This window comes from Myxococcus stipitatus DSM 14675, assembly GCF_000331735.1.
GTDB classification, from domain to species: Bacteria; Myxococcota; Myxococcia; order Myxococcales; family Myxococcaceae; genus Myxococcus; species Myxococcus stipitatus.
Map to the genome: position 1 here is coordinate 7,361,031 of NC_020126.1, position 22,425 is coordinate 7,383,455.

Genomic DNA, 22,425 nt, shown 5'->3' on the forward strand with positions numbered 1-22,425 from the left:
GCGCGTGCATGTCGCTCGATTCGAGTCATCTCCCCCGGAGGCGAGGCGTCGTCGCCTTGGGGGCTGTCGCGGTGTTGCTGTGCGGCGTGGCGCTGGTGGGCCCCACGCGTGATGAAGGGGCGCCGGAGCCTCGGGGGCAGCGTCCCTCGAGCCCCGTGGCGCTGGATGCAGCGAAGGAGGAGGGGGTGGTGGCGCCCGCCGTGGGCCGGGAGCCGCTGGCGGTGGCGCCCATTCCCGAGGCGGTCTCTGGCGAGGCCCTGGCGGCGGCGCTGGGCGAGGAGCGCGTGGTACTGGCCTCCAGCACCGCCGTCATTGAACGCATCGAGATGGACCGGCCGTGGGTTTGTGCGGGCGGACAGGTCTCGCTGGCCGCGAGGGTGGGCGGCACGTTGGAGCCCGGTGCCCTCTTCCGGTGGGTATGGCCGGGACAGGAGACGGGGGCGGAGTTGCATCCGGGGGTCCATCTCCCCTGGCGGGCACCCGCCACGCCCGGCACGGCCTTCGTGCGCTTCCAGGTGTGCAAGGACCTGGGCGGCCGCCGTGTCGGTGTTCTGGCCGAGCAGGTGCTCCGCATCGAGGTCCGAGACTGCGCTGACGCCGCGTCACGCGAGGCACTGGAGGTGGCCGTCATCCAGCGCACCAACGAGGCCTTCCTCTTTCGCGCCATCTCGTCCGAGGCCGAGGCCCTGACGGGGTACTACTCATGGGACTTCGGCGATGGGCGGAGCACCGTCAGCCCGGGGCCCGAGGTGGAGCATGTCTATGACGCGAAGACACCCGACGAGCGGACCTTCACGGTGCGGCTCACTGCCGGGAAGCGCACGGGTGCCCCGCTGAGCGCCATGGCCTTCGTGCGCGTGCGAGGACAGCCGCCGTCCGACATGCGGTTGCCAGCAACCCTCACGCTGTCACGCACGAGCTCGAGCGCGGAGACATGGCGCAGCGAGGTGACCGTGGAAGTCCCGGAGGAAAGCACCATCACCTGGGAGCGCGTGGAGCGGATGACGCTGCACTGGGATGACCAGGTGGAGGTCATGACCCTCGACTGGCGTGATGCCATCACGGTGCGGGAGGAACGCGGTCGCGGCGCCTTCCAAGGCTCCGTCGAGGTGCGGCCGGGTGAGCTGGCGGTGACGGTGAAGCAGGTCGTGGACATCCTTCACGGGCGAGACGCCACGGGCACGGAGGTCTCGCTGTCGTGGGCGTCCTTCAAGCGGGAGTCCGCCCCCTCGGGTGAGGCCCGACCTCCACTCAAGTAGGTCGGCCGCTCCGCCAGGAAACGGAGCGGCCCTCCACGTCCAGCGGCGACGCCCGATCAGAACGCGATGACGGTGCCGGGCGTGGTGCTGGTGAAGAAGTCGGGGAACGAGACGACGAACTCGCTGCCGCTGCCCGACTCTCCCTGGATGATGCCCGACTTGTCCCCGTAGGACGTCAGCGTCGTCCCATCCATCTCGATGGCCACGGACGACAGGCTCACCAGGTTGGTCGACAGCATCTGCTCACGGCGCACGATGGCCATCGTCTCCGGGTCCACGTGGGCGAAGCCCAGCGTGCGGTACGGCCCGCCGCCGTAGCTGGACTTCACCGTGTAGCCCACCGCCACCCCCAGCTCGTTCGCCGCGACGAGCAACGACGGGGGCGCGAAGCCGGCGGACGAGGGCATCGACACGCTCGCCGCTGCCCACGGGCACGACGCGGACGCTCGACGGTGCAGCTTGAGCTCGTTCTGCGGCGGCACCGGCAGTTGCGTCGTGTTCACCACCGTCACCTCGAACGTACAGCCCCGCGAAGTCGCCGTCGTGTTCAGCGCCGACTTCCCGGAATCCAGCGCCGCCTCACTCCCACTCCCGGCCACCTCGCCACCACAGGCGGAGAGAACCGACATCGAAAAAAGGCAGACAGCTCGCTTGAACAAGCCCATGACGACACCACTCCCTGTCAGTGAATACCGCGGAGACACCGTATCATCCGTGTCATTCATTGCACTGGGAATCGCACACACCCACGTCATGCGCATTTCTTGCGCGACGGCTGTAACCCCACTGGCGTCAAGCGGGACCCCGCCTGGAGTCCCGCTGACCTCTCAGTGGCTCCGACTTCGCACGCGCTCAGAAAGTGGAATAGGCGAACCACTTGGTTCCGCTGCTGACGTCGTGGCACAGCAGGTCCGCGCGACCATCTCCATTGTAGTCAGCGACCGAGAGCCGCCCGGAGGCATGGTTGCACCAGCCCATGGCCTGATACCAATCCGTCCCACCGAAGGTGCCATTGGGAAACGCGAAGGCAATCCACTTGTCTCCGTTCCGGGTGTCGTGGCACAGCAGGTCCGCCCGGCCATCATTGTTGAAGTCCCCGGTGTGGAGCTGACTTCCCGGGTGCCTGCACCACCCCATCGGCCTGTACCAGTCCGTCGAGACGAACCGCCCGCCCGGACGCGCAAAGGCAATCCACTTGTCTCCGTTCCGGGTGTCGTGGCACAGCATGTCGGAGCGACCATCGCCGTCGAAGTCGGCGGAGAGGAGCTGAGCCCCCTGATGGTTGCACCATCCCATCTCGATGCTCCACCCCGTGAAGCCCGCAAGCGCCGGAGCAGCCTCTGTCACCGGCTCGGCCACGAACGACCCGTTCGCGGCATCCGCGCCAGCAAAGGCAAGCACCGTCACCACGGCCGACAAGATAGACACACGTGACTCTCTCATGGATTCCCCCATGCCTGGATGGCAGTTCAGACATGGGTATGAGCGATTCCGCGGACGCATTGAATGGCGCGCGGGTCGCGATGAGTGTTGATGGCAGACACCCCGCCTGCCCTTGGGCAGACGACGCAGGGGAACTCCCCCCGCGCCTCGACTGCGACCTCCTGGCCCGCACACCCAGGCAGCGGCTCACCTCCGCGGGCGCACGGGCGGCCCGGACCTACTTCCTCGGCGCGCACTTCGCCGCGCCGAGCGTGGCGCCGAAGTATGGCGTGTAGAGGTCCGGTGCGAGCGAGAAGTTGCAGGTGTTCACCGCGTCCGGCGACAGGTTCTGGTGCGACTGCATGTAGCGGGCGACGTAGTCCCGCACCCCGTCGGCGGAGGTCCACAGCACACGCCCCTCCTTGAACATGGAGAAGCCACCACCGCCTCCCGCGCGGTAGTTGTTGATGGCGACGATGAAGACCTGACCGTCCGTGACCTCCGCCCCCTTGAAGCGCAGGTGCGTGAGCCGGGAGCCCGCGGGCTTCGTGAGGTCGTAGCCGTAGTCGATGCCCGAGTAGAGGTCCCAGTTGTAGTCAGCCACCACCGGCGACGCGGCCTTCGCACCTTCGGGCTTCGGGGGCAGGTTGTTCGCGTCCAGCGTGGCGAAGTAGAGCGTGTTCATCTCCAGCGCGCGCCGGAGGATGGAGCCGTTGATCTCCATCACATACAGCGTGTTGTCGTAGATGTAGATGCTGTACGCGTCGCGCAGGGTGACATCCCCCGCGGGCAGCGCGCCGTCGTTGGTGAAGATGGCCGTCACGGACAGGTCCACGTCGAAGCCCGCCTCACGCGCGGCGTCCGCCTGGACGATGTTGAGGAGGTCCGCCAGCGGGCTGTCCACATAGCGCGCGGCGAAGCCTCCCGGGAAAGGCGCGGACGTGGTGCCGATCTTCTGATTCACATAGGTGACGGTGGTGTCGTGGTACTGCTGCGTGAGCCGCGTGACGGTGTCATCCGCCGCCACCTGCTCATCCACGACATGGAGCTTGGAGTCATGCGCCTCCACGACCCAGCGCTTGCCATTCCAGGTGACGTCGAGTTGCACGTCCGCGAGATGGCTTCCCCAACGGTTGGGCTGGGTGAGGATGACCTCGCGGCCCTCCGGGTTCTTCAGCAGCATCTTCGGGATGGGCTGATGCGTGTGGCCGGTGAGGAGCACGTCGATGCCGGACACGCCCTGGGCAATCTGCACGGCCGGGTTCTCCCCGGGCAGGTTGCCCCGGTCCGCCCACTTCGAGCCGTCCGCGTAGTCCGCGAGCCACGAGGCGGGATTGCTCGCGCTGCCGGTGGGCTGCTTGTCCGGCCCCCCGTGGATGGCCACCACCACCACGTCCGCGCCCATCTCCCACATCTCTGGCACGTAGGTCCGCGCGGTCTCCACCGGGTCATCGAAGCGCAGGCCGCGAATGTTCTCCGCGCGCTCCCATGTCGCCACGCCGGGCGTCACGAGGCCGAGGATGCCGACCTTCACACCGCACACGGTCACGAGAGCGTAGGGCATGAGCGCCCCGGTGCCGTCCGCGCTCTTGCGCACGTTGGCTCCGAGCACGGGGAAATTGGCCTCCATCCTGAACTTGGTGAGCACGTCGGGGCCGTAGTTGAACTCGTGGTTGCCCACGGCCATGGCCGCATAGCCCAGCTCGCTCATCGCGACGGCCATCGGGTGGCGGGGCGCGTTGTCCACGAGCCCGAAGTACGTGCCCAGCGGCGTCCCTTGGATGGTGTCACCGGTGTCGACGAGCAGCGTGCAGTCCGGGTTCGCCTCACGTGCCTTCTTGATGAGCGTGGCCACCTTGGCGAGGCCGCGCTTCGCGTCGGGCTTCCCGCTGAAGTAGTCCCACGGGAAGATGTTGGTGTGCAGGTCGCTCGTCTGCAGCAACGTCAACGTGCGCGGTGACGTGTCTTGGGGCCTGGGCCAGGAAGGCGGGTCGTCGGAATCACAGCCAGCGAGGGAGCAGACCCCCACGAGACACAAGGAGAGGGCGCGCAGCGAGACGGTACGACGCATCAGGAGACCTCGGTCGAGGATGGACGCCGGGCGGGAGTCGCCTGGCGCGAGGGGACCCTAACGTCCCGCCCTGACGCCTCCCAAGGCCGCCTCGGGAGAACATCGCCCACTGAACCGCTCGGCACGACGAGCGCCGCTCGACGTCAAGCAGCGGCCCCCGCGGCGGCAGGCGGCTTCTTGGCCTCGACCAGACGCACGCTGTTCATGCCCAGGTACAGCCCCGTCTGCCAGACGGCCGTGGCAGCCTTGTGCAGGGAGTTGAGCTTGAACTCACCGAAGTTCGGGTCGAAGACGTACCAGTCCTGCCAGAGGGCGCCATGCGTCTTGTAGAGCCCCACGGCGTGGCTCTCCGCCTTCGCCCCCGCTCCCCGCCAGAGGACGAGATGCGCGGTCGACGTGGGGAGATTCCCCAGGACCTTCTTGAGCGTCGCATGGGCCACCTCATCGTCGCCGAGCTCCCAGGAGCCGACTCCCTCGAGTCCGAGGCCATAGGATTGTGCGAGGGCGCGCTCCGGCTGCGTCACCCACGAGCCATTCGCGTGCGCCACCCAGCCCCGGGCCTGCTTCACCGCCTCGACAAACGCCGCGTTGTCCTCCTCACTCAGCTTGGAATCTCGGAGGGCCGCCACCTCCCGATTCAGCAGGTCCCTTGCGCGAAGCTGCATGACCCTCAGCTCGTTCGCATCTCGCTGCGCGAGGTAGGCCTTGTGTCGAGTGACGACGTCGCGAATGTCGAGCAGGACCCTGGCGAGCCGGTCCGTCGGAGCTTGCTTGAGCGACCAGCCCATCCAGATGTCAGCCGCGTGGATCTCCCGAATCCATCGGCAGGACAAGGAGAGGCAGACACCGTCCTTGTCATAGAGCTTCTGGGCCATGTGGCGATGCGCCAGCGACAGCTCCGTCAGCGTATCCCGATACATCTCCTCCCGATTCGTTGCCTTCACGCGGTGCCCCTCCCAGGAAGTCTTCGCCCTCGGCGCCACCCCAGCGGCGCCCGAACGCGAACGGGAAGGCTTCACGCGCTGCAACCAGGACAGGCCCATGGCCCGCCAGGTGATGTGCCCCCCCGATGGCCCGCTTCAGCAGGAGGCATGCCACCCGCGGGTCGCCCGCGGCCGCGCGGGCGGGAGACACCTGGGCACCGCAGGGAATGTCTCAGGAGAACGCAATCGCGTTACGAGAGAACGCGCCCCTCCGGAAAGCAGGGGCGCGGCGGAGACACGATGGGAGGACGGCGCTCGGATTCACGAAAAGTGAGAGCCGCTCCCAAGGCATGGGACTCAGCGCCCGCGCCGGCGAGCCGCCAGCAGGGACAGCAGCCCCAGCACCGCGGCGGGAAGCGCCAGGTTCCCAGGACCGGACGCGCAGCCACCGCCACCCCCGCCTCCCTCTCGCGGCGAGGTGGATACCGACGGCAGCGCGGTGACACGCACGTCGAGCACCAGGTCGGCCGCGCCGCCCTCGTCGTCCGACACCCGGGCTCGCACCGGGAAGTGGCCGTCCGTCGTCGCCTCCGTGGGCCAGGCGTAGTGCCCTTCCGCCGTCACCGCCCCGGGGCCTTCCACCAGGGTCCACGTCAACGGGTCCTTCGCTCCGGCCGCGTCCGTGGCCTCCAGCCGCAGCGTGAGCACCGCTCCTCCCTGGAGCGTGCTGGCGGAGACCGCCACGGGCACCGGCGGCAGGTTCGCGACCAGGACCTCGCGCACCTCCTGCACGAAGGCCCCCGCGTCGTCGCGGGCCGTGACCTTCACCGTGTACGTCCCGTCGTCCGAGTACGTGTGCGAGACCTCCGCCCCGGACACGGGCGCGCTGCCATCCCCGAAGTCCCACGTCAGGGTGAGCGTGTCATCCGGCCCGGAGTCCTGGGCCCGCGCGCTGAAGACCCGCGCCCTGCCCTCCTCGGCATGAGCGGGGATATCCAGCGGCACCAGCTCCGGCGCCACGTTGCGGACGGACTGCGTCCGAGACCGCGTCACGGTGGTGAGTCCATCCGAGACACTCAACACCACCTCGTAGAGCCCCTCGTTGGCGTAGGTGTGCACGGGGCGGACCTCGTCCGAGGTCTCTCCGTCTCCGAAGTCCCAGTGGAACGTCAGCACATCCCCGTTCGCGTCAGCGGCCGTCGCCTCGAACGAGAGGGGCTCGCCCTCCTCCGCCTCCGGAGCCACCGCATTGAACGCCACCACGGGGGCCGTGTTGCCCACGCGCAGCGTCACCGTCGCGGGCTCCGAGCTCAGCACGCCATCCGACACCGTGAAGGAGAAGGACGTCGTTCCCCGGAAGCCTTCCTCGGGAAGGAAGGTGACCTCGGGCGGAGTGCCTTCGAGCGTTCCATGCTCGGGCGGAACCTGGATGGCGAAGGTGAGTGCATCCCCCTCCACGTCCGAGCCCTCGAGCGTCAGCGCCGTGGCCACGGGCTCGAGCACGTGCTCCTGCGCCACGGCGACCGGCGCGTCGTTCACGGACCGCACCGTGAGGGACACCGTCGCGGAGGAGGACTCCGTGCCGTCCGACGCCGTGAAGGTGAACGAATCCTCGCCATGGAAGTCCTGCTCCGGCGTGTAGGTCAGCTCCGGCGGCGCACCGCTGAGCGTGCCGTGCGCGGGAGCCGTCTCGACCTCGAACGTCAGCGCATCACCGTCGACATCCCGTGCATCCAGGGTGAGGGCCAGGGCGACATCCTCCTCCGTCGACGCCGACGCATCCCGAGCAACAGGGGCGTCGTTGACGTCCGTCACCGTGAGGACCACGCTCGCGGGAGCCGAGGCAGCGCCCGACGAGTCCCTGGCGATGAACGTGAAGCGGTCCTCTCCGTGGAAGTCCGCGACAGGGGTGTACGTCAGCGCGGGCGCGGTGCCACTCAAGACGCCGTGAGCGGGGGAGCCCACCAGCTCGAAGGTCAGCGCGTCTCCATCCACGTCCTGCCCCGCGAGCACCACCTGCGCCGACGCATCCTCCGTCAGCGAGACCGCCTGTCCCTGCGCCACCGGCGCGGTGTTCACGAACCGCACGTCCAGACGCACCACCGCGGGGCTGGACCACGCCTGTCCATCATGGACCCTGAAGGTGAAGTCGTCGTCGCCGTGATACCGGGCCGCGGGCACGTAGCGCAGGTTCGGCGCGACACCGCTCAACGTCCCGTGAGCCGGAGCCCGGTCGACCTGGAACGTCAGCGCATCCCCCTCCACATCCCCGCCGGACAGCACCAGGTCCACGCCGGTGTCCTGGTCCAGGGACGCGCTCCGCTCATGGGCCACGGGGGCATCATTGACGGGCGCCACGAGGATGCGCACGCGAACCGGCGCCGACGCCAGCCCCGTCGAGTCCCGGACGATGAACGTGAAGCCATCCTCCCCATGGAAGTCGGGAGCGGGCACGTAGCGCAGGGCTCCGGCCACGTCCTCCAGCACACCCCAGGAGGGCTGGGTCTCCACCTCGACGGAGAGGACATCGCCGTCCGGGTCACTGCCCGAAAGCGTCGGCAGGTCGACCGGGGAGTCCTCGACACCCGTCACCTCCTCGACGGGAATCCCCACCGGCGCGTCCGCCACCGGCGTCACCGTGATGACCACCTGGGTCTCCGCCGAGCTCTCCCCCGACGCATCCGTGGCGCGGTAGGTGAACCGGTCCTCGCCGTGGAAGTCCGCGGGGGGGCTGTACGTGAGATTCGGAGGCGTGCCCGAGAGCGTGCCGGACACAGGCGGCGTCGCGACGGAATAGGTCATCGCCTCCCCGTCCGCGTCCGTCGCCGTCAACGTCACGGAGACAGCAGTGTCTTCGGAGGTGGTGCGCGTGAGCGGCGCGGCCACGGGGGGACGGTTGAAGAGGACCTTGCGCGCGACGACCCGCTCGGCCGTCGGCGTGCTCGCGACCCCCAGGCGCTGATACAGCACGAGGAAATCGGAGGTCCCATGCGTGGCGACAGCCGGGGCGGCCTCATTCTCCGCGGCCGAGGCCAGCGAGAAGGCCGCATCGAGCACGGTGCCATCCGTCCGGACCCGCATCCCTCGGATGTCGACATTCCCCGTCGAGGACCGCTCTTGCCAGACCAGGAAGTGACTCCGCCCATCCGAAGCCATCGCGAGGTGGTCCTTCGAATCCGTCGCGCTGACGAGCGACAGCCCCGACGGGTCCAACACCGCGCCCGTGGAGGACACGCGTGCCCCTCGCAGGCCCGTCGCCGGGTATCCGTCTCGCCACGCGACGAACCAGTCGGCCCCGGCCGAGGAGACCACCGGCATGGACTGCTCTCCCGGAGCACTGGAGATGACGAATCCACCCAAGGGCTGCGCGACACCCGCGCGGCTGATGCGCGTGCCCATGATGTCGTAGTCCGTGAACGAGTTGCGCACGTACTCCCGCCAGACGACGAGGTGCTCCGTGCCATTGAAGGAGATCGCGGGCATGAACTGCTCGCGGTCCATCCCGGGCGTCAGCAGGGTCCCCGTCGCGGGGGTGACGCTTCCCCTCGAGGAGACCTTCGCGCCATAGATGTCCCAGCCCTGGCCACCGAGCTGACTGCGCCCATCCGCCCAGACCGCGTACCAGTCGGTCCCGTCGAACGACAGCGCGGGTGAGACCATGTTCGAGGAGGGACCATCGATGAGGAACCCGAGCTGGACCACCCCCTCCCGACTCACCTTCACCCCTCGGATGTCACCCGCGTTCGAGCCGTTCTGATAGTCCGCCCAGGCGACGAGCCATCCGGAAGCTCCCGCCGAGACGGTCGGCTCATCCTGGACACCACTCGCCGTGCCGAGCGCGAGCCCCGCGCCGTCCAGCACGACACCCTGGTTCGTCACGCGCGTGCCATAGATGTCCATCTCGCCTTCCCGCGTGTCCCGCCAGACGACGAGGTAATGCGTGCCGTCATGGGCCACCGCGGGCACGTACTGGCGATTCGTCGTCCGGCTCAGGAGCAACCCCGCGGGGTCCAGCTTCACACCCGACGAGGAGACCCGCGCCCCGTGGATGTCCAGCGACTTGCGAGCCTCCTCCCAGACGACCAGCACGCTGCCACCACCGGCGGCCGAAGCCACCCACGGCGCGGTCTCGGCGCGCGCATCATTCGCCAGGACGACGCGACTTCCCGTCGGCCCGTTGTACCCCACGCGAGTGCCGAAGATGTCCGGCCTGCTCGTCTCGGCATCCTGCCAGACGAGGAACCACTCCCCCCAGCCGATCGCCGCCACGGAAGGAAGGGTCGCGGTGCCCAGCGACAGCGCCAACAACTGGCCGTTCGTCACGGACAGCGCCCCGGAGTCGGACACGACACTTCCATGGATGGTCGCGCGACTGGCACCGTCGCGGTCATCCGTCCACGCCACCAACCACGACGAGCCACTCGCCGCGAGCGTCGCCTCACGCTGGTTTCCCGTCGCCGTGCAGAGGGTCAAGGGATAGGAGTCCAACACCGCGCCCTCGGTGGAGACACGCGCCCCCCGGATGTCGAAGTTCGACCCGGTGGACTCGAGCGCCTGCCAGACGACGAGGTAGCGCGAGCCATTGAATGACACCTGCGGGTTGATGGCCCAGAGCCCCGAGAGGTTGATTGAGATGGGATTGCCCAGCGGCTGCCCCGTGGATGACAGGCGAAGTCCTTTGATGAGCGCGGTCGCGGCCATCCGCGCCCGCACCTCCCAGACCAGGAACCACCCCGAGCCCGACGAAGCCACCGCGGGCTTGTATTCATAGTCGGTCGTCGCGACGAGGGTGATGTCGGTCGAGTCCAGCACCACGCCCTCCGAGGACACACGAGCCCCCAGGATGTCTGTGTTGGCGTTCTGCCACACGATGAGCCAGTCGGTCGCGGAGCCGGAGACCTTGACCCAGGCGCGAGTCGAACCGGTCGCCCTCACGACGATGCCCGTGGGGTCCAACAGCGTCCCCGCGCTGGAGACCCGCGCGGCCGTGAGCTGCCCGGAGCCGCCGGCCCAGGCGTCCGTCCACACCACGAGCCAGGTGCTCCCCACGGCCGACGCCACGGGCGAGGACTGGCTCAGGACCTGGGGTCCGAGCACCGGCTGCCCCAGGCCCATCTCCGGGGCGATGACGGGGTCCAGCACCGCGGGGAAGGCGGAGTCCTTCAGCAGCGCCTCGGGGACGCGGAGCTGGATTCGCCCTTCATGGAAACGGGCCCCCAGCGAGGTGCGTCGTCCGTTCGCGTCCACCCACGTGGCGTGGCCGTACCGGAAGCCCAGGCCCGTCGCCGCGTCCGCGAAGTGCAGCCCGCCGGGAGAGGTGTCCACGAACGCCAGGCCGCTCGTGTCCATCTCCACCAGCAGCTCCCCCGAGCCCGCGGGGGCCGTCTCGAAGGTCCAGGACTGCTCGACGCCCTCCTCGCTGTTGCGCAGGTGCTCGGTGACAGCTCCGCGCGCGAGCGTCAGGTGGCCATCGGACTCCACCGTGCCGGTGGCGGCACGGGCGTCCGTCAGACTCCGCCCCCCTCGGCTCAGCCGAGGCGTCCCCAGGAGCCAGGGAGTCCCCTTCTGGACCGCGCCGGGAGAGCGCGGCTTCTCGGCCGCCCCCGGAGCCTCGACGTCCGCCACGCCTCGGGGGTCGTGATGGTAGGGCGTGAGCGACAGCCCCTCAGGGCCCGCGCGGACGGAGTAGGTCGAGTGCCCGCCACCGAAGCCCTCGGAGTCTGCGCGCCAGGAGAAGTGGACCTGCCGGACCACGGCGCCCACATCGAACGGGGCCGCGCGTTCGGGGGCCTCCGCTGGGGGCGGTGTCGCCGGCGCCTCTGGCTGGGCGCAGCCCAAGGCCAGGCTCAGCACCAGCAAGGGCCAGACGGAGAGGGGCCGGAACCACGAAAATGGGATGGAAATGGGCATGGGCGGCAGGGAGCTCCGTATCGCATACGGAATGAGCCCGGAGAATGGGCTGTCCCCCTGCCGGTCCCCTCAGGTGACCTTCCACTGGCCCAGTTCGCACTGGAGCTGGAGCTTCGAGGGCTCCAGCGCATTGTCGCGAGCGGCCTTGCTCCTCAACCTGGCTTTGTCCTTCTCGCTCAGGTCCCTCCACGGCTCGAACGGGTACCCCTCCTGACGCCACTTGAGCACCACGCCCCTCCAGCCGCCTTTCAGCGATTGCGCGTAGAGGAAGGAGTTCAGCTTCTGGCCCCAGGTGAGCAGCCTCAGGTCCGTGCTCAGCAGGAACTCGAGGATAGCGGGCTGTCTTGCCTCGACGGCCCTCACGATGGCTTTCGAGACGACCGCCGAGCGCCGGCTCGAGAAGGAATGCTTCGAGAGCAGGGACCTGGCCTCATCCACCAGACCCAGCTCGATGGAGTGGTACAGCTTCTCGGCCAGGCGACCCTCGCGAGCGTTCGTGACGACCAAGAGCGCGATGAGCCCAGCGAACGGCCAAAGAACCTTGAGCCAATCGAGAGGTGTCTCCATGTCCCCACCCTACCATCCAGTGGAAGCGCCTCTGTAGGGACACGCTCCCAGGGGCACGATGAGCCTCCACCGCCCTTTCATCCCTGCTCGATGAAACGCGCGTGGGCGGCCTCTACCTGCTCAGGACCGCCGAAGCGCGCCTGCGTTGCGCGGAGGGGATTCGCCCTTCCGGCTCAAGCGCGTCGCCCGGCAGTAGACCTGGGGCTCACGGACATCACCGCCTCGCCTCCTGTGTCCGTGAGCGAGAAGGCAAATCCCAGTTCCGACATTTCACGCGGGCCGCGGCCTTGGCACTCGAGAGGGAGCCAGGGTCGCGGAGGGCCCTCCAAGGGGCCTGGAAGGTGTGCATGGCGATTGCAGTCCTCGCCACGTCTCCATCCCCCCCAGCCACCATGCGCCCTCCCGCTCTGCTGACGTCCCTGCTCCTGTTGCCCTCGTTGGCGCTCGCCGCCGAGCCCGCTCCCACCTCGGACACGGAGCGTTGGTGGAGTCATGTCCAGTACCTCGCGGACGACTCGCTGCAGGGGCGGGACACGGGCAGCGAGGGATACCGCCTGGCCGCGGAGTATGTCGCCAAGGAGCTCGCGGCGCTCGGCGTGAAGCCCGGGGTGGGTGACAGCTATCTCCAGGAGGTCCCGCTCATCTCCCGGCAGCTCGTGGATGCGAGCTCACGCCTGGCGCTGGTGCGCGGCAAGAAGAGCACGCCGCTCGTCGTTGGCCGGGATGCCATCATCTCCGTGCGCACGGGCGAGGAGGGACAGGTGGAGGCACCGCTCGTCTTCGTGGGGTATGGCCTGTCCATTCCGGAAGCCGGACACGACGACCTGGCCGGGGTGGACCTCCGGGGGAAGATCGCCGTCTACCTCCAGGGCGGCCCCTCGAAGGTCTCCGGTCCCCTGCGGGCCCACTACAGCTCCCTGGCCGAGCGCGGCAAGGCCCTGCGGAAGGCGGGCGCCGTCGGCACGATGTTGCTGCTCAACCCCAAGCTCGCGGAGACACCGTGGTCTCGCGTCGCCTCGTCCCGGTTCCAGCCGGCGATGACCTTCGCGGACCCCACCCTGGATGAGACCCAGGGGATGAAGGTGGCGCTCTCCGTCAACCCGGACCATGCGCAGAAGCTGTTCGCCGGAGCACGGCACTCGTTCCAGGACGTGCTGCAGCTCGCGGACACGAACCAGCCCCTGCCGCGCTTCGAGCTTCCCGTCCGGCTCCGGGCCAGCTCCGAGCGCAAGGCGTCTCGCGCATCGTCGCCCAATGTCGTGGGGCTGCTGCCGGGCAGTGATCCGGTGCTGGCGCGTGAGTACGTGGTCCTCACGGCACACCTGGACCATGTCGGTGTCGGCCAGCCCGTCCAGGGCGACGCCATCTACAACGGCGCCATGGACAACGCGACGGGCGTGGCCGCGGTGCTGGAGGTGGCGCGGACGCTTCAGGCCCTGAAGCCCCAGCGCTCCATCTTGTTCCTCCTGGTGACGGGCGAGGAGAAGGGACTGCTCGGCTCACGCTACTTCGCGCAGCGCCCCACCGTGCCCGAGGGCTCCATCGTCGCCAACTTCAACCTGGACATGTTCCTGCCGCTGTTCCCCTTCGAGCGCGTCGTGGCCTATGGCCAGGATGAGTCCAACCTCCTCGAGCCGCTCGAGAAGGTCGCCTCGAAGCATGGCGTGAAGCTGATGCCGGATGCGGAGCCCAACCGCATGCTGTTCATCCGCAGCGACCAGTACTCCTTCGTCCGAGAGGGTGTGCCGGCGTTGTTCTTCAAGTTCGGCTACGAGCCGGGCTCCGCCGAGGAGCGCCTCTACAAGGGCTGGTACTCGAGGAACTACCACTCGCCGTCGGACGACGCGCACCAGCCCATGGACAAGGAGGCGGCCGTCAAGTTCGTGCGGATGCTCGGGGACCTGACGCTCGCGGTCGCCAACACGCCGGAGCGTCCTCGCTGGAATGACACCAGCTTCTTCCGTCGCTTCGCCCCCAGCGAGGCCCGCCACGACGCGCCCTGAGTTCGCAGCCCCCCCTTCACCGGGGGGACGAACCGCGTGCGGGGCTCGCCCCAGCGCCACGCGCGCCGACGTGTCCTCCACTTCGGCGCGCTGCTTCTCGGACATGGCGCCCCTGCTCCTGGGACGCCCGGACTCAGGCCCCCTGTGCTGGAAGCGCCACGTTCAGCCCGCGCTCCCTGCGCCGCGAATCATCCAATCGCCGCCGATGGGCACCCAGCAGGTCGCTCCGGGTGATGATGCCCACCACCTGCGAAGGCGCCTCACGCCGCACCACCGGCAGCCGCCCCACGCCCTCCTCCACCATCAGGTCCGCCGCCTCGCGCAGCGAGCTGTCGTCGTACGCCACCGCCGGAGAGCGCCGCACCACATCGCGCACACGCCGGCCCTCGACCTCGCGCCCATCCAGCAAGTCCCGACGCGTGACGACCCCGAGCAGCGCCCCCGCCGACACCACCGGGAAGCCCTGATGCCGCGCCCCTTCCTCGCGGGAGGCGAGCCACGTGCGCACTCCCTCCAGGGGCCGGTCCGCGTCCAGCGTCACCACCGTCTTGAGCCCCACGTCGCGCACGAGCACCTGTCCCAGCGCATCCACGCCGTACTCGGTGAGGACGCGCCCGCCGCGCCGCGCCAGCTTCTCCGTCATGATGGAGTGCCGCATGAGCAGCGAGGACACCAGATAGGCCGCGGCGCATCCGCCCAAGAGAGGCAGGAGCCCCAGCGGCTGACGCGTCGTCTCGAACGCGAACACCACCGAGGCCAGCAACGCACGCGAGGCCCCCGCGAAGATGGCCGCCATGCCCACCAGCGCCGCCATCCGGATGTCCACGCCCAGCCCCGGCGCCAGCGTCGTCGCCAGGAGCCCCAGCCCCGAGCCCAGCCCGCCTCCCAAGGTGAACAACGGCGCCAGCGTCCCACCCGAGGTGCCACTGCCCAGCGCCACCGACCAGGACACGAACTTCATCGCGCAGAACACGAGCATGGCCGTGCCCACGAAGCGGCCGGAGAGGATGTCCTCGATGTTGGTGTAGCCCACGCCGAACGTGCGCGGTGACAGCCAGCCCACCACCCCCACCACCAGGCCACCGAGCGCGGGCCACCACATCCAGTGCACCGGCAGCTTCTCGAACGCGTCCTCGATGGCGTACACGGCTCGCGTGGCCAGCATGGAGGCCACGCCCACCACACCGCCCAGCACGATGTAGAACGCCAGCGCGGGCCCGCCCGGCACCGTCAGCTCCGGCATCGCGAAGGCGGGCGCGCCGCCCTCGAACGCCAGCCGCACGCCCGTGGCCGTGGCCGTGGCCAGCGCCACCGGAATGACCGAGCGCGGGCGGTACTCGAACAGCAGCAGCTCCACCGCCAGCAGCACGGCGGAGACCGGCGCGCCGAAGGTGGCCGCCATGCCCGCCGCGGCACCCGCCGCCAGCAGCGCCTTGCGCTCGTCCGCCGTGACCCGCAGGACCTGTCCCAGCAGCGAGCCCAGCGCGCCACCCGTGGCGATGATGGGGCCCTCCGCGCCGAACGGCCCACCCGTGCCGATGGCCACCGCCGCCGACAGCGGCTTGAGGAACGTCATCCTCGGAGGAATCCGGCTCTGGTTGTAGAGCACCCGCTCCATCGCCTCCGGGATGCCGTGGCCCCGGATGGCTCGCGAGCCATAGCGCGCCATCACCCCGACGATGAGCGCCCCCACCACGGGCACGAGGATGACCCACGGCCCCAGCGTGTGCTCGCCGGGCGCGACATTCGCCGTGGAGAAGCGGCCGAAGAACGCGATGTTCGTGATGAGGTGGATGAGGTGGCCCAGCCCCTGCGCCACCAACCCCGCCGCCAGGGCGAGCACCACCGCGAGCGCGCTGATGAAGACGACGCGCTTGTCCACCGGGTCCATCACCGTGGGCGCGCGCACGCCCGCCAACGTGGGCCCCATGGACGGGGCCACGGGCAGCTGCGCTCGGCCCACCTCGCCCTGTCCCGCCTCGACTCGGCTTCCCTCAGGCCGCTCCATCCGCCATTCCTTTCTTCTTCCGAGGCGTGGCCCTCGGCTTCGCCTGCTTCACACGCGCCGTCCGGCGCATCGCGGGCTCGTCCTCGAAGAACAACGTCGCTTCCTTCCCATCGAGCCCCAGCTCGCGCACCAGGGCGGACAGCCCTCGCGCCAGCCCCTCGCGCTCGGTCGGCGGCAGCCGCCGCAGTCCCGAGATGAGCCGGGCCTGGGCCATTGCGGGCGCCTCCCGCAGCAGCGCCCTTCCCGCGGGCGCCAGCGCCACCTCCACGCGACGGCCGTCCTCCTCGGAGGCGCGGCGCGTGGCCAGCCCTCGCTCCAGCAGGCGCGCCACCACCACGGACACACTGCTCTGGTGCGTGAGCGTCCGCTCCGCCAGCGCGTTGATGGAGCAGGGCCCACCTTCCGCGAGCTGCTGGAGAACGAACAACTGCGCTCCGCTGATGCCCACCACCCGCTCGGAGGCCTTCGCGGAGACCCTCAGCAACCGCACGATGCGGCGGATGCCATCCATGACCTCGCGCACCCCGCCATCCCGCGAGGGGCCCTCGGCTCGATTTGTATGGGAACCCATATACTTTCGCGGAACCTACGGTCCACCCCCCGCGTGCGCAACGGAAAATTCAGCGAGGGACGACAGGCGGTCATGCGGGCACCCGCTGTGTCCTCTGGGACACGCCTGCCCGCGGCTCACGCGGAGCGCTGACACCAGAAGACAAACAGCGAGAGAGCGATAAGCAGGACGTTGAAGGGCGTCCTCGCCGCCTCACCTCGTGAGACCTGGAGCGCCGCGCAGCGCGGCCCAGGCGGTGAGCCTCGGGCGGATGCCGCAGAGCCCGTCAGCACCCTCGCCCTCCGGGCCCACCCTCACCGGAAGGAAATCGAGCGCGCGCGGGAGCACTCGCCCAGCAGCGTCACGCCGCGCGCCGCAGGCGGCTCTTGTACTTGTCCCCCCAGTCATGGAGGCCCCGGAGCACGGGCTCCAGGGAGCGGCCGAAGGCGGAGAGCTCGTACTCCACCCGAGGCGGAACCTCCGGATAGACGGTGCGCTTGACGAGCCCGTCCTCCTCCAGCTCCCGCAGCTGAAGCGTGAGCATGCGCGCGCTGCAGTTCGGCAGCCGCTTGCGCAGCTCACCGAAGCGGTGCGTGCCCTTCAGCAACCAGTACAGCACCACGCCCTTCCAACGCCCACCGAGGACCCCCAGGGCGGACTCCACCGGGCAGTTCGTCTTCGAGTCGTCGTCGCGCTTGCGAGTCATGGTTCCCTTTTTGTGCGTACTGACCAAACTTGTGCGTACTTGCGGAAAAATAACCTCAATCGTAGGTCTACGCCATCCAGACACGGCAACCGCGGCCCCGGCCGAGGTTCGATGTGAAGGTGAAAGACCCATGAACGTCCTGATTGTCTACGCCCACCCCGAGCCCCGCTCGCTCAACGGTTCGCTGAAGGACCTGGCGGTGAGCCACCTCACCTCGCTGGGGCATGAGGTTCGGGTCTCGGACCTGTACGCCATGAACTGGAAGGCCACGGCCGACGCCGGCGACTTCCTGAAGCACCCGGAGGGGGAGCGGCTGGCGTATGCTCGGGCCTCCAAGCATGCCTTCACGGGGGGAACGCAGAGCGCGGACGTCGCGGCCGAGCAGGAGAAGCTGCTCTGGGCCGATGCCGTCATCTTCCAGTTCCCGATGTGGTGGTTCTCGATGCCGGCCATCCTGAAGGGCTGGGTCGACCGGGTCTTCGCCTACGGTTTCGCATATGGCGTGGGCGCCCACGGCGGCGAACGCTGGGGCGACCGCTACGGTGAAGGCACGCTCACGGGGCGGCGGGCCATGCTCTCCGTCACGATTGGTGGCCGCCCTCCGCACTACACCGACCGCGGCGTCAACGGCGCGCTCGACGACCTGCTCTTCCCCATCCAGCACGGCATCATCTACTACCCCGGGATGGAGGCGCTCCCGCCGTTCAGCCTCTACATGTCCGACCGGCTCACGCCCGAGCAATGGCCGGCCGTGGCGGAGGACTACAAGGCACGGCTGGACGGACTGTTCACGGATGCCCCCATTCCGTTCCGCCGGCAGAACGGTGGGCACTACGACACGCAGCAGGTCCTCAAGCCCGGGCTCGCCGTCGGCACCTCGGGCACGCGCATCCACCTGCTCCATGCGGGGGAGCCGGAGCAGGCGCCGCTCGCGGCCCCCCGCGATATCGCTCGGGGACTTTGAATCTTCGCGGCGTCGCTGCGTACATTGCGCGTCCAGCCACAAAGGGGTCCACCGCCATGCGCAACCAATTCAAGTCGAAGGCCTTCGTCGTCATCGCATGTGTCCTGGGGTCGATGACGGCCACTGCTCAGGATGACGAGGAGGCCGCGTCGGTCCAGGTCGGCAAGGACGGCAGCGTCAGGGTGAAGGCGCCGGGCGCCACCATCGAGACGCGGGGAGGGTCGGCGCGAGTCCGCACGGGTGGCGGCGTCGACATCGAGGCCGACGGCGCCACGGCGCATGACGATGACCGCGAGGAGTCGGACACGCGGTCGCGGGGAGGAGACTCGCTCGAGTTGGTGGACTCCGGGAGCACCGTGACGCACGACTGCGGTGACGGTGGCAAGGTGGAGATCGTCGGCTCCAGCAACAAGGTCGTCCTCACGGGGACTTGCGAGTTCATCGAAGTGACGGGGAGCAACAACACCGTCACGGCCCACACCGTCCGCCGCATCGAGACGACTGGCAGCGTCAACAGCGTCACCTGGAAGCACGGCCCGGAGAAGGGCAAGAAGCCGCGCATCAGCAACACCGGCAGCAAGAACCGCATCGCCCAGGCGCGCTGAGCAACGGCGCAGACTCTTCACTCCGAGCCCCGGCATCGCGGCCGCATGAATGGGGACGTGAAGGAGGCTGGAAAAATGGGGCTGAAGCGACGGACCGCACAGGTCCGTCGCTGTCGCGAGGAGGAGGGCTCAGACACCTCGGGGCGAGACAGCTTTCGCCCGAAGCTCAGTCACAGGTGTCGCGCCGAGGCCTACCGAGAATCTTCTCAGGGAGAATCTTCTCGGCAATCGGAGAGATGGCCTCGCTCCTCCTAGTCTCTCTCCCCGCTAGCGTGTCTATCAGCTGCATACAATGGAGCTGGTAGGGTGATTCCATGGCTGAGTCGGGATTGTTCGAGGGCCGGTAATCCCGCTGAAAGGCGCGGTTGGCCTTCCGGTAATACTCCACGGCCTCCTGAAGCATACCTTGCCGCTCGGAGAGCTGACCGCGCGAGCCCCAGCACAGGGCATTCGCTGTCGCGGCATTCTTGACCAGGAACTCATCCAAGACAGCGATGGCACGCCGCACGTCCCCCTTTGCCACGAGGTAGTTCGTTTGGGCATGCACCGCATCGCAGGCCATTGAGGGGGACACCTCCGTCGGCGCTTCCTTCACGGCGAGTTGGGTGCTGTAGGAAACCTCCACCCTCCAGCTTCCTCCACCTCCCTCCACGCTTCGCGGATCCAGTTCTACCTGGAGTTGATATGCCCCTGGCTGGAGTTTGGACGTCTCCTCTGGTGAAAGAACGAAGTGAACTACCCTCCTGCCTGCCGGCATCCCGCGACGGCTCACAACCAGTCTCTCAGAATTGTCCGTCGCGGGCTTGAACGGCCAGCCCAACAGGGGCGGGCGAGACTTGCCGCGGAGCGACTCCCTCGGCCTTCGCCATGCATCTAGACGGATGTGCCGATGCCAGCCAGAAGCAAGCACTGTATCCCGCACGCCGTCAGCGCCCCCTCGCTCCGCATGAACAACCTCCACGTCCACCACGAGCGGCCAGCCTGGGACCAGTATCGCCGGGCGGGGTGTGAGGTAGATCTGAGGTTGTTCGGAAGGCGCCTGCGTCGGAGCCTGCGCGGCAGCAATCCCCCCATCGAGGCACAGCAGGACGCCTCCAATTCCTATCCAGCGTATCATCATGGTGTCCCCTAAGGATGGTAGAAGTCGTTGACACAAGTACGATGCATGCAATTACCCCGGCCCGGGGCAGCATCGCCGTGTCGAGATGGGCGAGGGCTACCATTGGGGTAGGTTCGATTCGAATTGAAGGTCTTCCCCGTCCCATCCACACAGAACGATACCCCGAAAGGCTCCGCGGGGTTGATGAAGTAGCGAACACCTGGCTCGGTCACCCAGTGGATACCCGTCATGACAGGATAGCGCATGATGCACGTCTCATCCCCGCTGCCAAGCCCCTGCAGCTTCGTGGAAACGGAGACAGCCGTTGAGACACCAGGGGAGAATATCTGCCCCGTATCCTCTAGCTTCAGGATGACCGGATTCCCCGTGGGTATCGTCGAATTTGGGGTCTCGTGATAGGATCCATTGGGCTGAAATGCCCAGTACCTGTCCTCCATGCCGCCTTCACCATGGTGCGGAATATTCACACTGTGTCCCAGTTCGTGAGCAACCGTCCACACCAACTTGTCCCCTGTCGGCACCTGGGAGAGCTCTATCTGCGAAATTTTTCTCGGGGTGTTGGGACCACCATAAGTCTGCGAGATGGTGGTTTGTGAATTTCTCGCGATCCGCATCACGACGGCATGCTGGTCCACCTTGTGACGTCCGCCCTCCGTGAGTGGATGAAGGTTGACGATTCGCTTCACTTCGTCGAAGTCCGTGTTGTCGATAGGCATCTCGAGATCATTCGTCGCGAACTCGGCATGAACCTTGAGGTTGGAGGCGCTCGCGAAGCGCAGGATGCCGCTGTCGATGTCTGCCTTCCGCCACCCGTTCGTGTCATTGACCAGCATGAAGTCAACGTCGGTGGGGTGCGTGTCGAACCATGTCCCCTTAGCGAAGAAGCCCCGATACTCCTCATATACCGTCAGCCCATCTCCTGAGTGCCCGTCCCCGGCCCCCCCGGCGAGATTCTCGTCGTCGGCAGAATCAGCCATTCCCGCCGCGTGGTCAGCCAACCACTTTTCCGCAACATAGGAATCACGAGCCCGCTTGGGAATGCGCATGGGGTTGTCGCCTGTATCTCGAAATCGAGCGGTAATGACAGAGCCATCCTCAAGCTCTGCCTCGGCGGTGACTTCGCCATACGCCCCGGAGTCGAACGAGGAAAGCTCTGCCTCGGCGAATTCGTACAGATTCCCCGGAGCGGTCCGCACATTGTCCTTGTCCAGGAAGACCATCCCCAATCCTTCGTTCCTCGTTTGTTCAAACTGCAGGTCCTGCGGACTCAGCGCCTCGTTGAACAGCGGGACGTTCATCGCAATACCGGGCACAGCAGAGGACTTGAGGAGTTTGAACGTGATCTTTGTCGCCTTGGGCAGAACCGTGGAAGAGGAACTTGGCAGGGGGAGCAGGCTGGCCACCAGCTTCAAGTGAGCTCCTCCCTTCGAGGGAGGAGGAAGCGAGCCAGTCCAGGGAGGAGCCAGGGGGCGCCAAGTGTCGAAATCGACGGCATCGATGACCAATCGTACATCCTGCTTATTGACAAAGCGCCAAGCATAGGTGTCTCGCCAGTGATGGTCACCACTTGAGTTGGTCTCAACCCGTGAGCCATAGACGATATAGCTCCCTGGTGTCGTGCCGGGTGACCAATACCCCAATTCGTCGATCTGTCCGACGATGTCTTTCTCGCTGGACGCTCCCTGCTCTGTTCGGGGGCCACAGGTACTGTCGTCGATTGTGGTCGTAGAGATCTGAGCGTAGATGCTGTCCCATGGAGAAATACTGAGGGCGGAGACACCTTCCTCGAAGTCAATCCCTATATAGATGTCGGCATCGACGACTCCAGAGCCCAAAATTCGCTTGGAGTGCCTCTCGATGTAAGAACACCCCACACACTTGTCGGTATACTTGTCAAACGACTCGAAGGTGCTCTTCAGCGATGCCGAGAAGCGAGCCCCTGCGGCGTCTGACTTGACATCATGCACCAGCACCTCATGGAAGGAGGTGCCTGATGACTCGTCGAGCAGGCAGCCTTGTGCTGGATACGAAGCGGCTGCGTCCTCCCATTCCTCCCGAACCATGGTGTATGTACCGTACCAGGTATCGTCTGTAAGTCGGGTGAAGTTCCGCGAGAACTGCGGCACTTCATCGATTGTCGATCCGCATCCAACCCATAGTGCGGCGCACAGCACCAGCAAACGTTGTCGATTCATATCCCCCTCGGCTGATCCCGCTTATGATTGAAAGCCATTCCTTCTCACAGGACATCGACTCCCAGTCAACCCCCTCGACAGATGCGCATGCAAGTCTTTCACTGACAATGAGCATCTCCAGC

The 22,425-nt window shown here is 67.5% G+C and carries 15 protein-coding genes; 4 read left to right on the top strand and 11 right to left on the bottom strand.

The window, feature by feature from the left end:
- Window positions 1–8: 8 nt before the first annotated feature.
- Window positions 9–1,259, top strand: coding sequence for a PKD domain-containing protein (locus MYSTI_RS28345; protein WP_015351244.1), 1,251 nt, complete (start codon window positions 9–11; stop codon window positions 1,257–1,259).
- A gap of 56 nt (window positions 1,260–1,315) precedes the next feature.
- Here the strand turns inward: MYSTI_RS28345 and MYSTI_RS28350 are convergent, their stop codons facing one another.
- From MYSTI_RS28350 to MYSTI_RS28375, 6 genes are all read right to left on the bottom strand, one after another.
- Window positions 1,316–1,924: a hypothetical protein gene (locus tag MYSTI_RS28350; protein WP_015351245.1), complete on the bottom strand. Its 609-nt coding sequence runs from the start codon at window positions 1,922–1,924 to the stop codon at window positions 1,316–1,318.
- 187 nt (window positions 1,925–2,111) lie between these two features.
- A complete protein-coding gene (locus MYSTI_RS28355; RefSeq protein ID WP_044281484.1) occupies window positions 2,112–2,687 on the bottom strand; it encodes an FG-GAP repeat domain-containing protein in 576 nt (191 codons plus the stop codon).
- A 232-nt stretch (window positions 2,688–2,919) separates the two neighbouring features.
- On the bottom strand, window positions 2,920–4,752 hold the full coding sequence (locus MYSTI_RS28360; RefSeq protein ID WP_015351247.1) for a bifunctional metallophosphatase/5'-nucleotidase: 1,833 nt from the start codon (window positions 4,750–4,752) through the stop codon (window positions 2,920–2,922).
- 143 nt (window positions 4,753–4,895) lie between these two features.
- A complete protein-coding gene (locus MYSTI_RS28365) occupies window positions 4,896–5,696 on the bottom strand; it encodes a YopT-type cysteine protease domain-containing protein (RefSeq protein WP_015351248.1) in 801 nt (266 codons plus the stop codon).
- A gap of 336 nt (window positions 5,697–6,032) precedes the next feature.
- Complete coding sequence (locus tag MYSTI_RS28370) at window positions 6,033–11,585, bottom strand: PKD domain-containing protein (RefSeq protein WP_015351249.1); 5,553 nt, start codon at window positions 11,583–11,585, stop codon at window positions 6,033–6,035.
- A gap of 69 nt (window positions 11,586–11,654) precedes the next feature.
- On the bottom strand, window positions 11,655–12,152 hold the full coding sequence (locus tag MYSTI_RS28375) for a hypothetical protein (protein WP_015351250.1): 498 nt from the start codon (window positions 12,150–12,152) through the stop codon (window positions 11,655–11,657).
- Between the two features lie 392 nt (window positions 12,153–12,544).
- On the opposite strand from MYSTI_RS28375, the gene MYSTI_RS28380 reads away from it, so the two are divergent.
- Window positions 12,545–14,155: a M28 family metallopeptidase gene (locus MYSTI_RS28380; protein ID WP_015351251.1), complete on the top strand. Its 1,611-nt coding sequence runs from the start codon at window positions 12,545–12,547 to the stop codon at window positions 14,153–14,155.
- Window positions 14,156–14,288: 133 nt separating this feature from the next.
- Here the strand turns inward: MYSTI_RS28380 and MYSTI_RS28385 are convergent, their stop codons facing one another.
- The 3 genes from MYSTI_RS28385 to MYSTI_RS28395 all read right to left on the bottom strand — a co-directional run bounded on the left by MYSTI_RS28385 (window position 14,289) and on the right by MYSTI_RS28395 (window position 17,419).
- Window positions 14,289–16,163, bottom strand: a complete 1,875-nt coding sequence (locus tag MYSTI_RS28385) for a chloride channel protein (RefSeq protein WP_015351252.1) — start codon at window positions 16,161–16,163, stop codon at window positions 14,289–14,291.
- Window positions 16,150–16,686: a MarR family winged helix-turn-helix transcriptional regulator gene (locus MYSTI_RS28390; protein WP_015351253.1), complete on the bottom strand. Its 537-nt coding sequence runs from the start codon at window positions 16,684–16,686 to the stop codon at window positions 16,150–16,152. Before MYSTI_RS28390 ends, MYSTI_RS28385 begins: the two co-directional genes overlap by 14 nt.
- Window positions 16,687–17,074: 388 nt before the next feature.
- On the bottom strand, window positions 17,075–17,419 hold the full coding sequence (locus MYSTI_RS28395; RefSeq protein WP_015351254.1) for a winged helix-turn-helix transcriptional regulator: 345 nt from the start codon (window positions 17,417–17,419) through the stop codon (window positions 17,075–17,077).
- Between the two features lie 130 nt (window positions 17,420–17,549).
- Between MYSTI_RS28395 and MYSTI_RS28400 the strand changes: the two genes are divergently transcribed.
- Complete coding sequence (locus MYSTI_RS28400; RefSeq protein WP_015351255.1) at window positions 17,550–18,383, top strand: NAD(P)H-dependent oxidoreductase; 834 nt, start codon at window positions 17,550–17,552, stop codon at window positions 18,381–18,383.
- A 56-nt stretch (window positions 18,384–18,439) separates the two neighbouring features.
- Window positions 18,440–18,988: a DUF3060 domain-containing protein gene (locus MYSTI_RS28405; RefSeq protein ID WP_015351256.1), complete on the top strand. Its 549-nt coding sequence runs from the start codon at window positions 18,440–18,442 to the stop codon at window positions 18,986–18,988.
- Between the two features lie 166 nt (window positions 18,989–19,154).
- On the opposite strand, the gene MYSTI_RS28410 is transcribed toward MYSTI_RS28405, so the two are convergent.
- Together MYSTI_RS28410 and MYSTI_RS43360 are read right to left on the bottom strand one after the other, a co-directional pair.
- A complete protein-coding gene (locus MYSTI_RS28410) occupies window positions 19,155–19,613 on the bottom strand; it encodes a tetratricopeptide repeat protein (RefSeq protein ID WP_044281492.1) in 459 nt (152 codons plus the stop codon).
- A gap of 503 nt (window positions 19,614–20,116) precedes the next feature.
- On the bottom strand, window positions 20,117–22,303 hold the full coding sequence (locus MYSTI_RS43360) for a hypothetical protein (protein ID WP_144370169.1): 2,187 nt from the start codon (window positions 22,301–22,303) through the stop codon (window positions 20,117–20,119).
- Window positions 22,304–22,425 lie beyond the last annotated feature (122 nt).

Coding starts and splice junctions, on each gene's coding strand:
- MYSTI_RS28345 (WP_015351244.1), top strand. CDS start 9: ATGTCGCTCGATTCGAGTCATCTCCCCCGGAGGCGAGGCGTCGTCGCC.
- MYSTI_RS28350 (WP_015351245.1), bottom strand. CDS start 1,924: ATGGGCTTGTTCAAGCGAGCTGTCTGCCTTTTTTCGATGTCGGTTCTC.
- MYSTI_RS28360 (WP_015351247.1), bottom strand. CDS start 4,752: ATGCGTCGTACCGTCTCGCTGCGCGCCCTCTCCTTGTGTCTCGTGGGG.
- MYSTI_RS28370 (WP_015351249.1), bottom strand. CDS start 11,585: ATGCCCATTTCCATCCCATTTTCGTGGTTCCGGCCCCTCTCCGTCTGG.
- MYSTI_RS28375 (WP_015351250.1), bottom strand. CDS start 12,152: ATGGAGACACCTCTCGATTGGCTCAAGGTTCTTTGGCCGTTCGCTGGG.
- MYSTI_RS28380 (WP_015351251.1), top strand. CDS start 12,545: ATGCGCCCTCCCGCTCTGCTGACGTCCCTGCTCCTGTTGCCCTCGTTG.
- MYSTI_RS28385 (WP_015351252.1), bottom strand. CDS start 16,163: ATGGAGCGGCCTGAGGGAAGCCGAGTCGAGGCGGGACAGGGCGAGGTG.
- MYSTI_RS28395 (WP_015351254.1), bottom strand. CDS start 17,419: ATGACTCGCAAGCGCGACGACGACTCGAAGACGAACTGCCCGGTGGAG.
- MYSTI_RS28400 (WP_015351255.1), top strand. CDS start 17,550: ATGAACGTCCTGATTGTCTACGCCCACCCCGAGCCCCGCTCGCTCAAC.
- MYSTI_RS28405 (WP_015351256.1), top strand. CDS start 18,440: ATGCGCAACCAATTCAAGTCGAAGGCCTTCGTCGTCATCGCATGTGTC.
- MYSTI_RS43360 (WP_144370169.1), bottom strand. CDS start 22,303: ATGAATCGACAACGTTTGCTGGTGCTGTGCGCCGCACTATGGGTTGGA.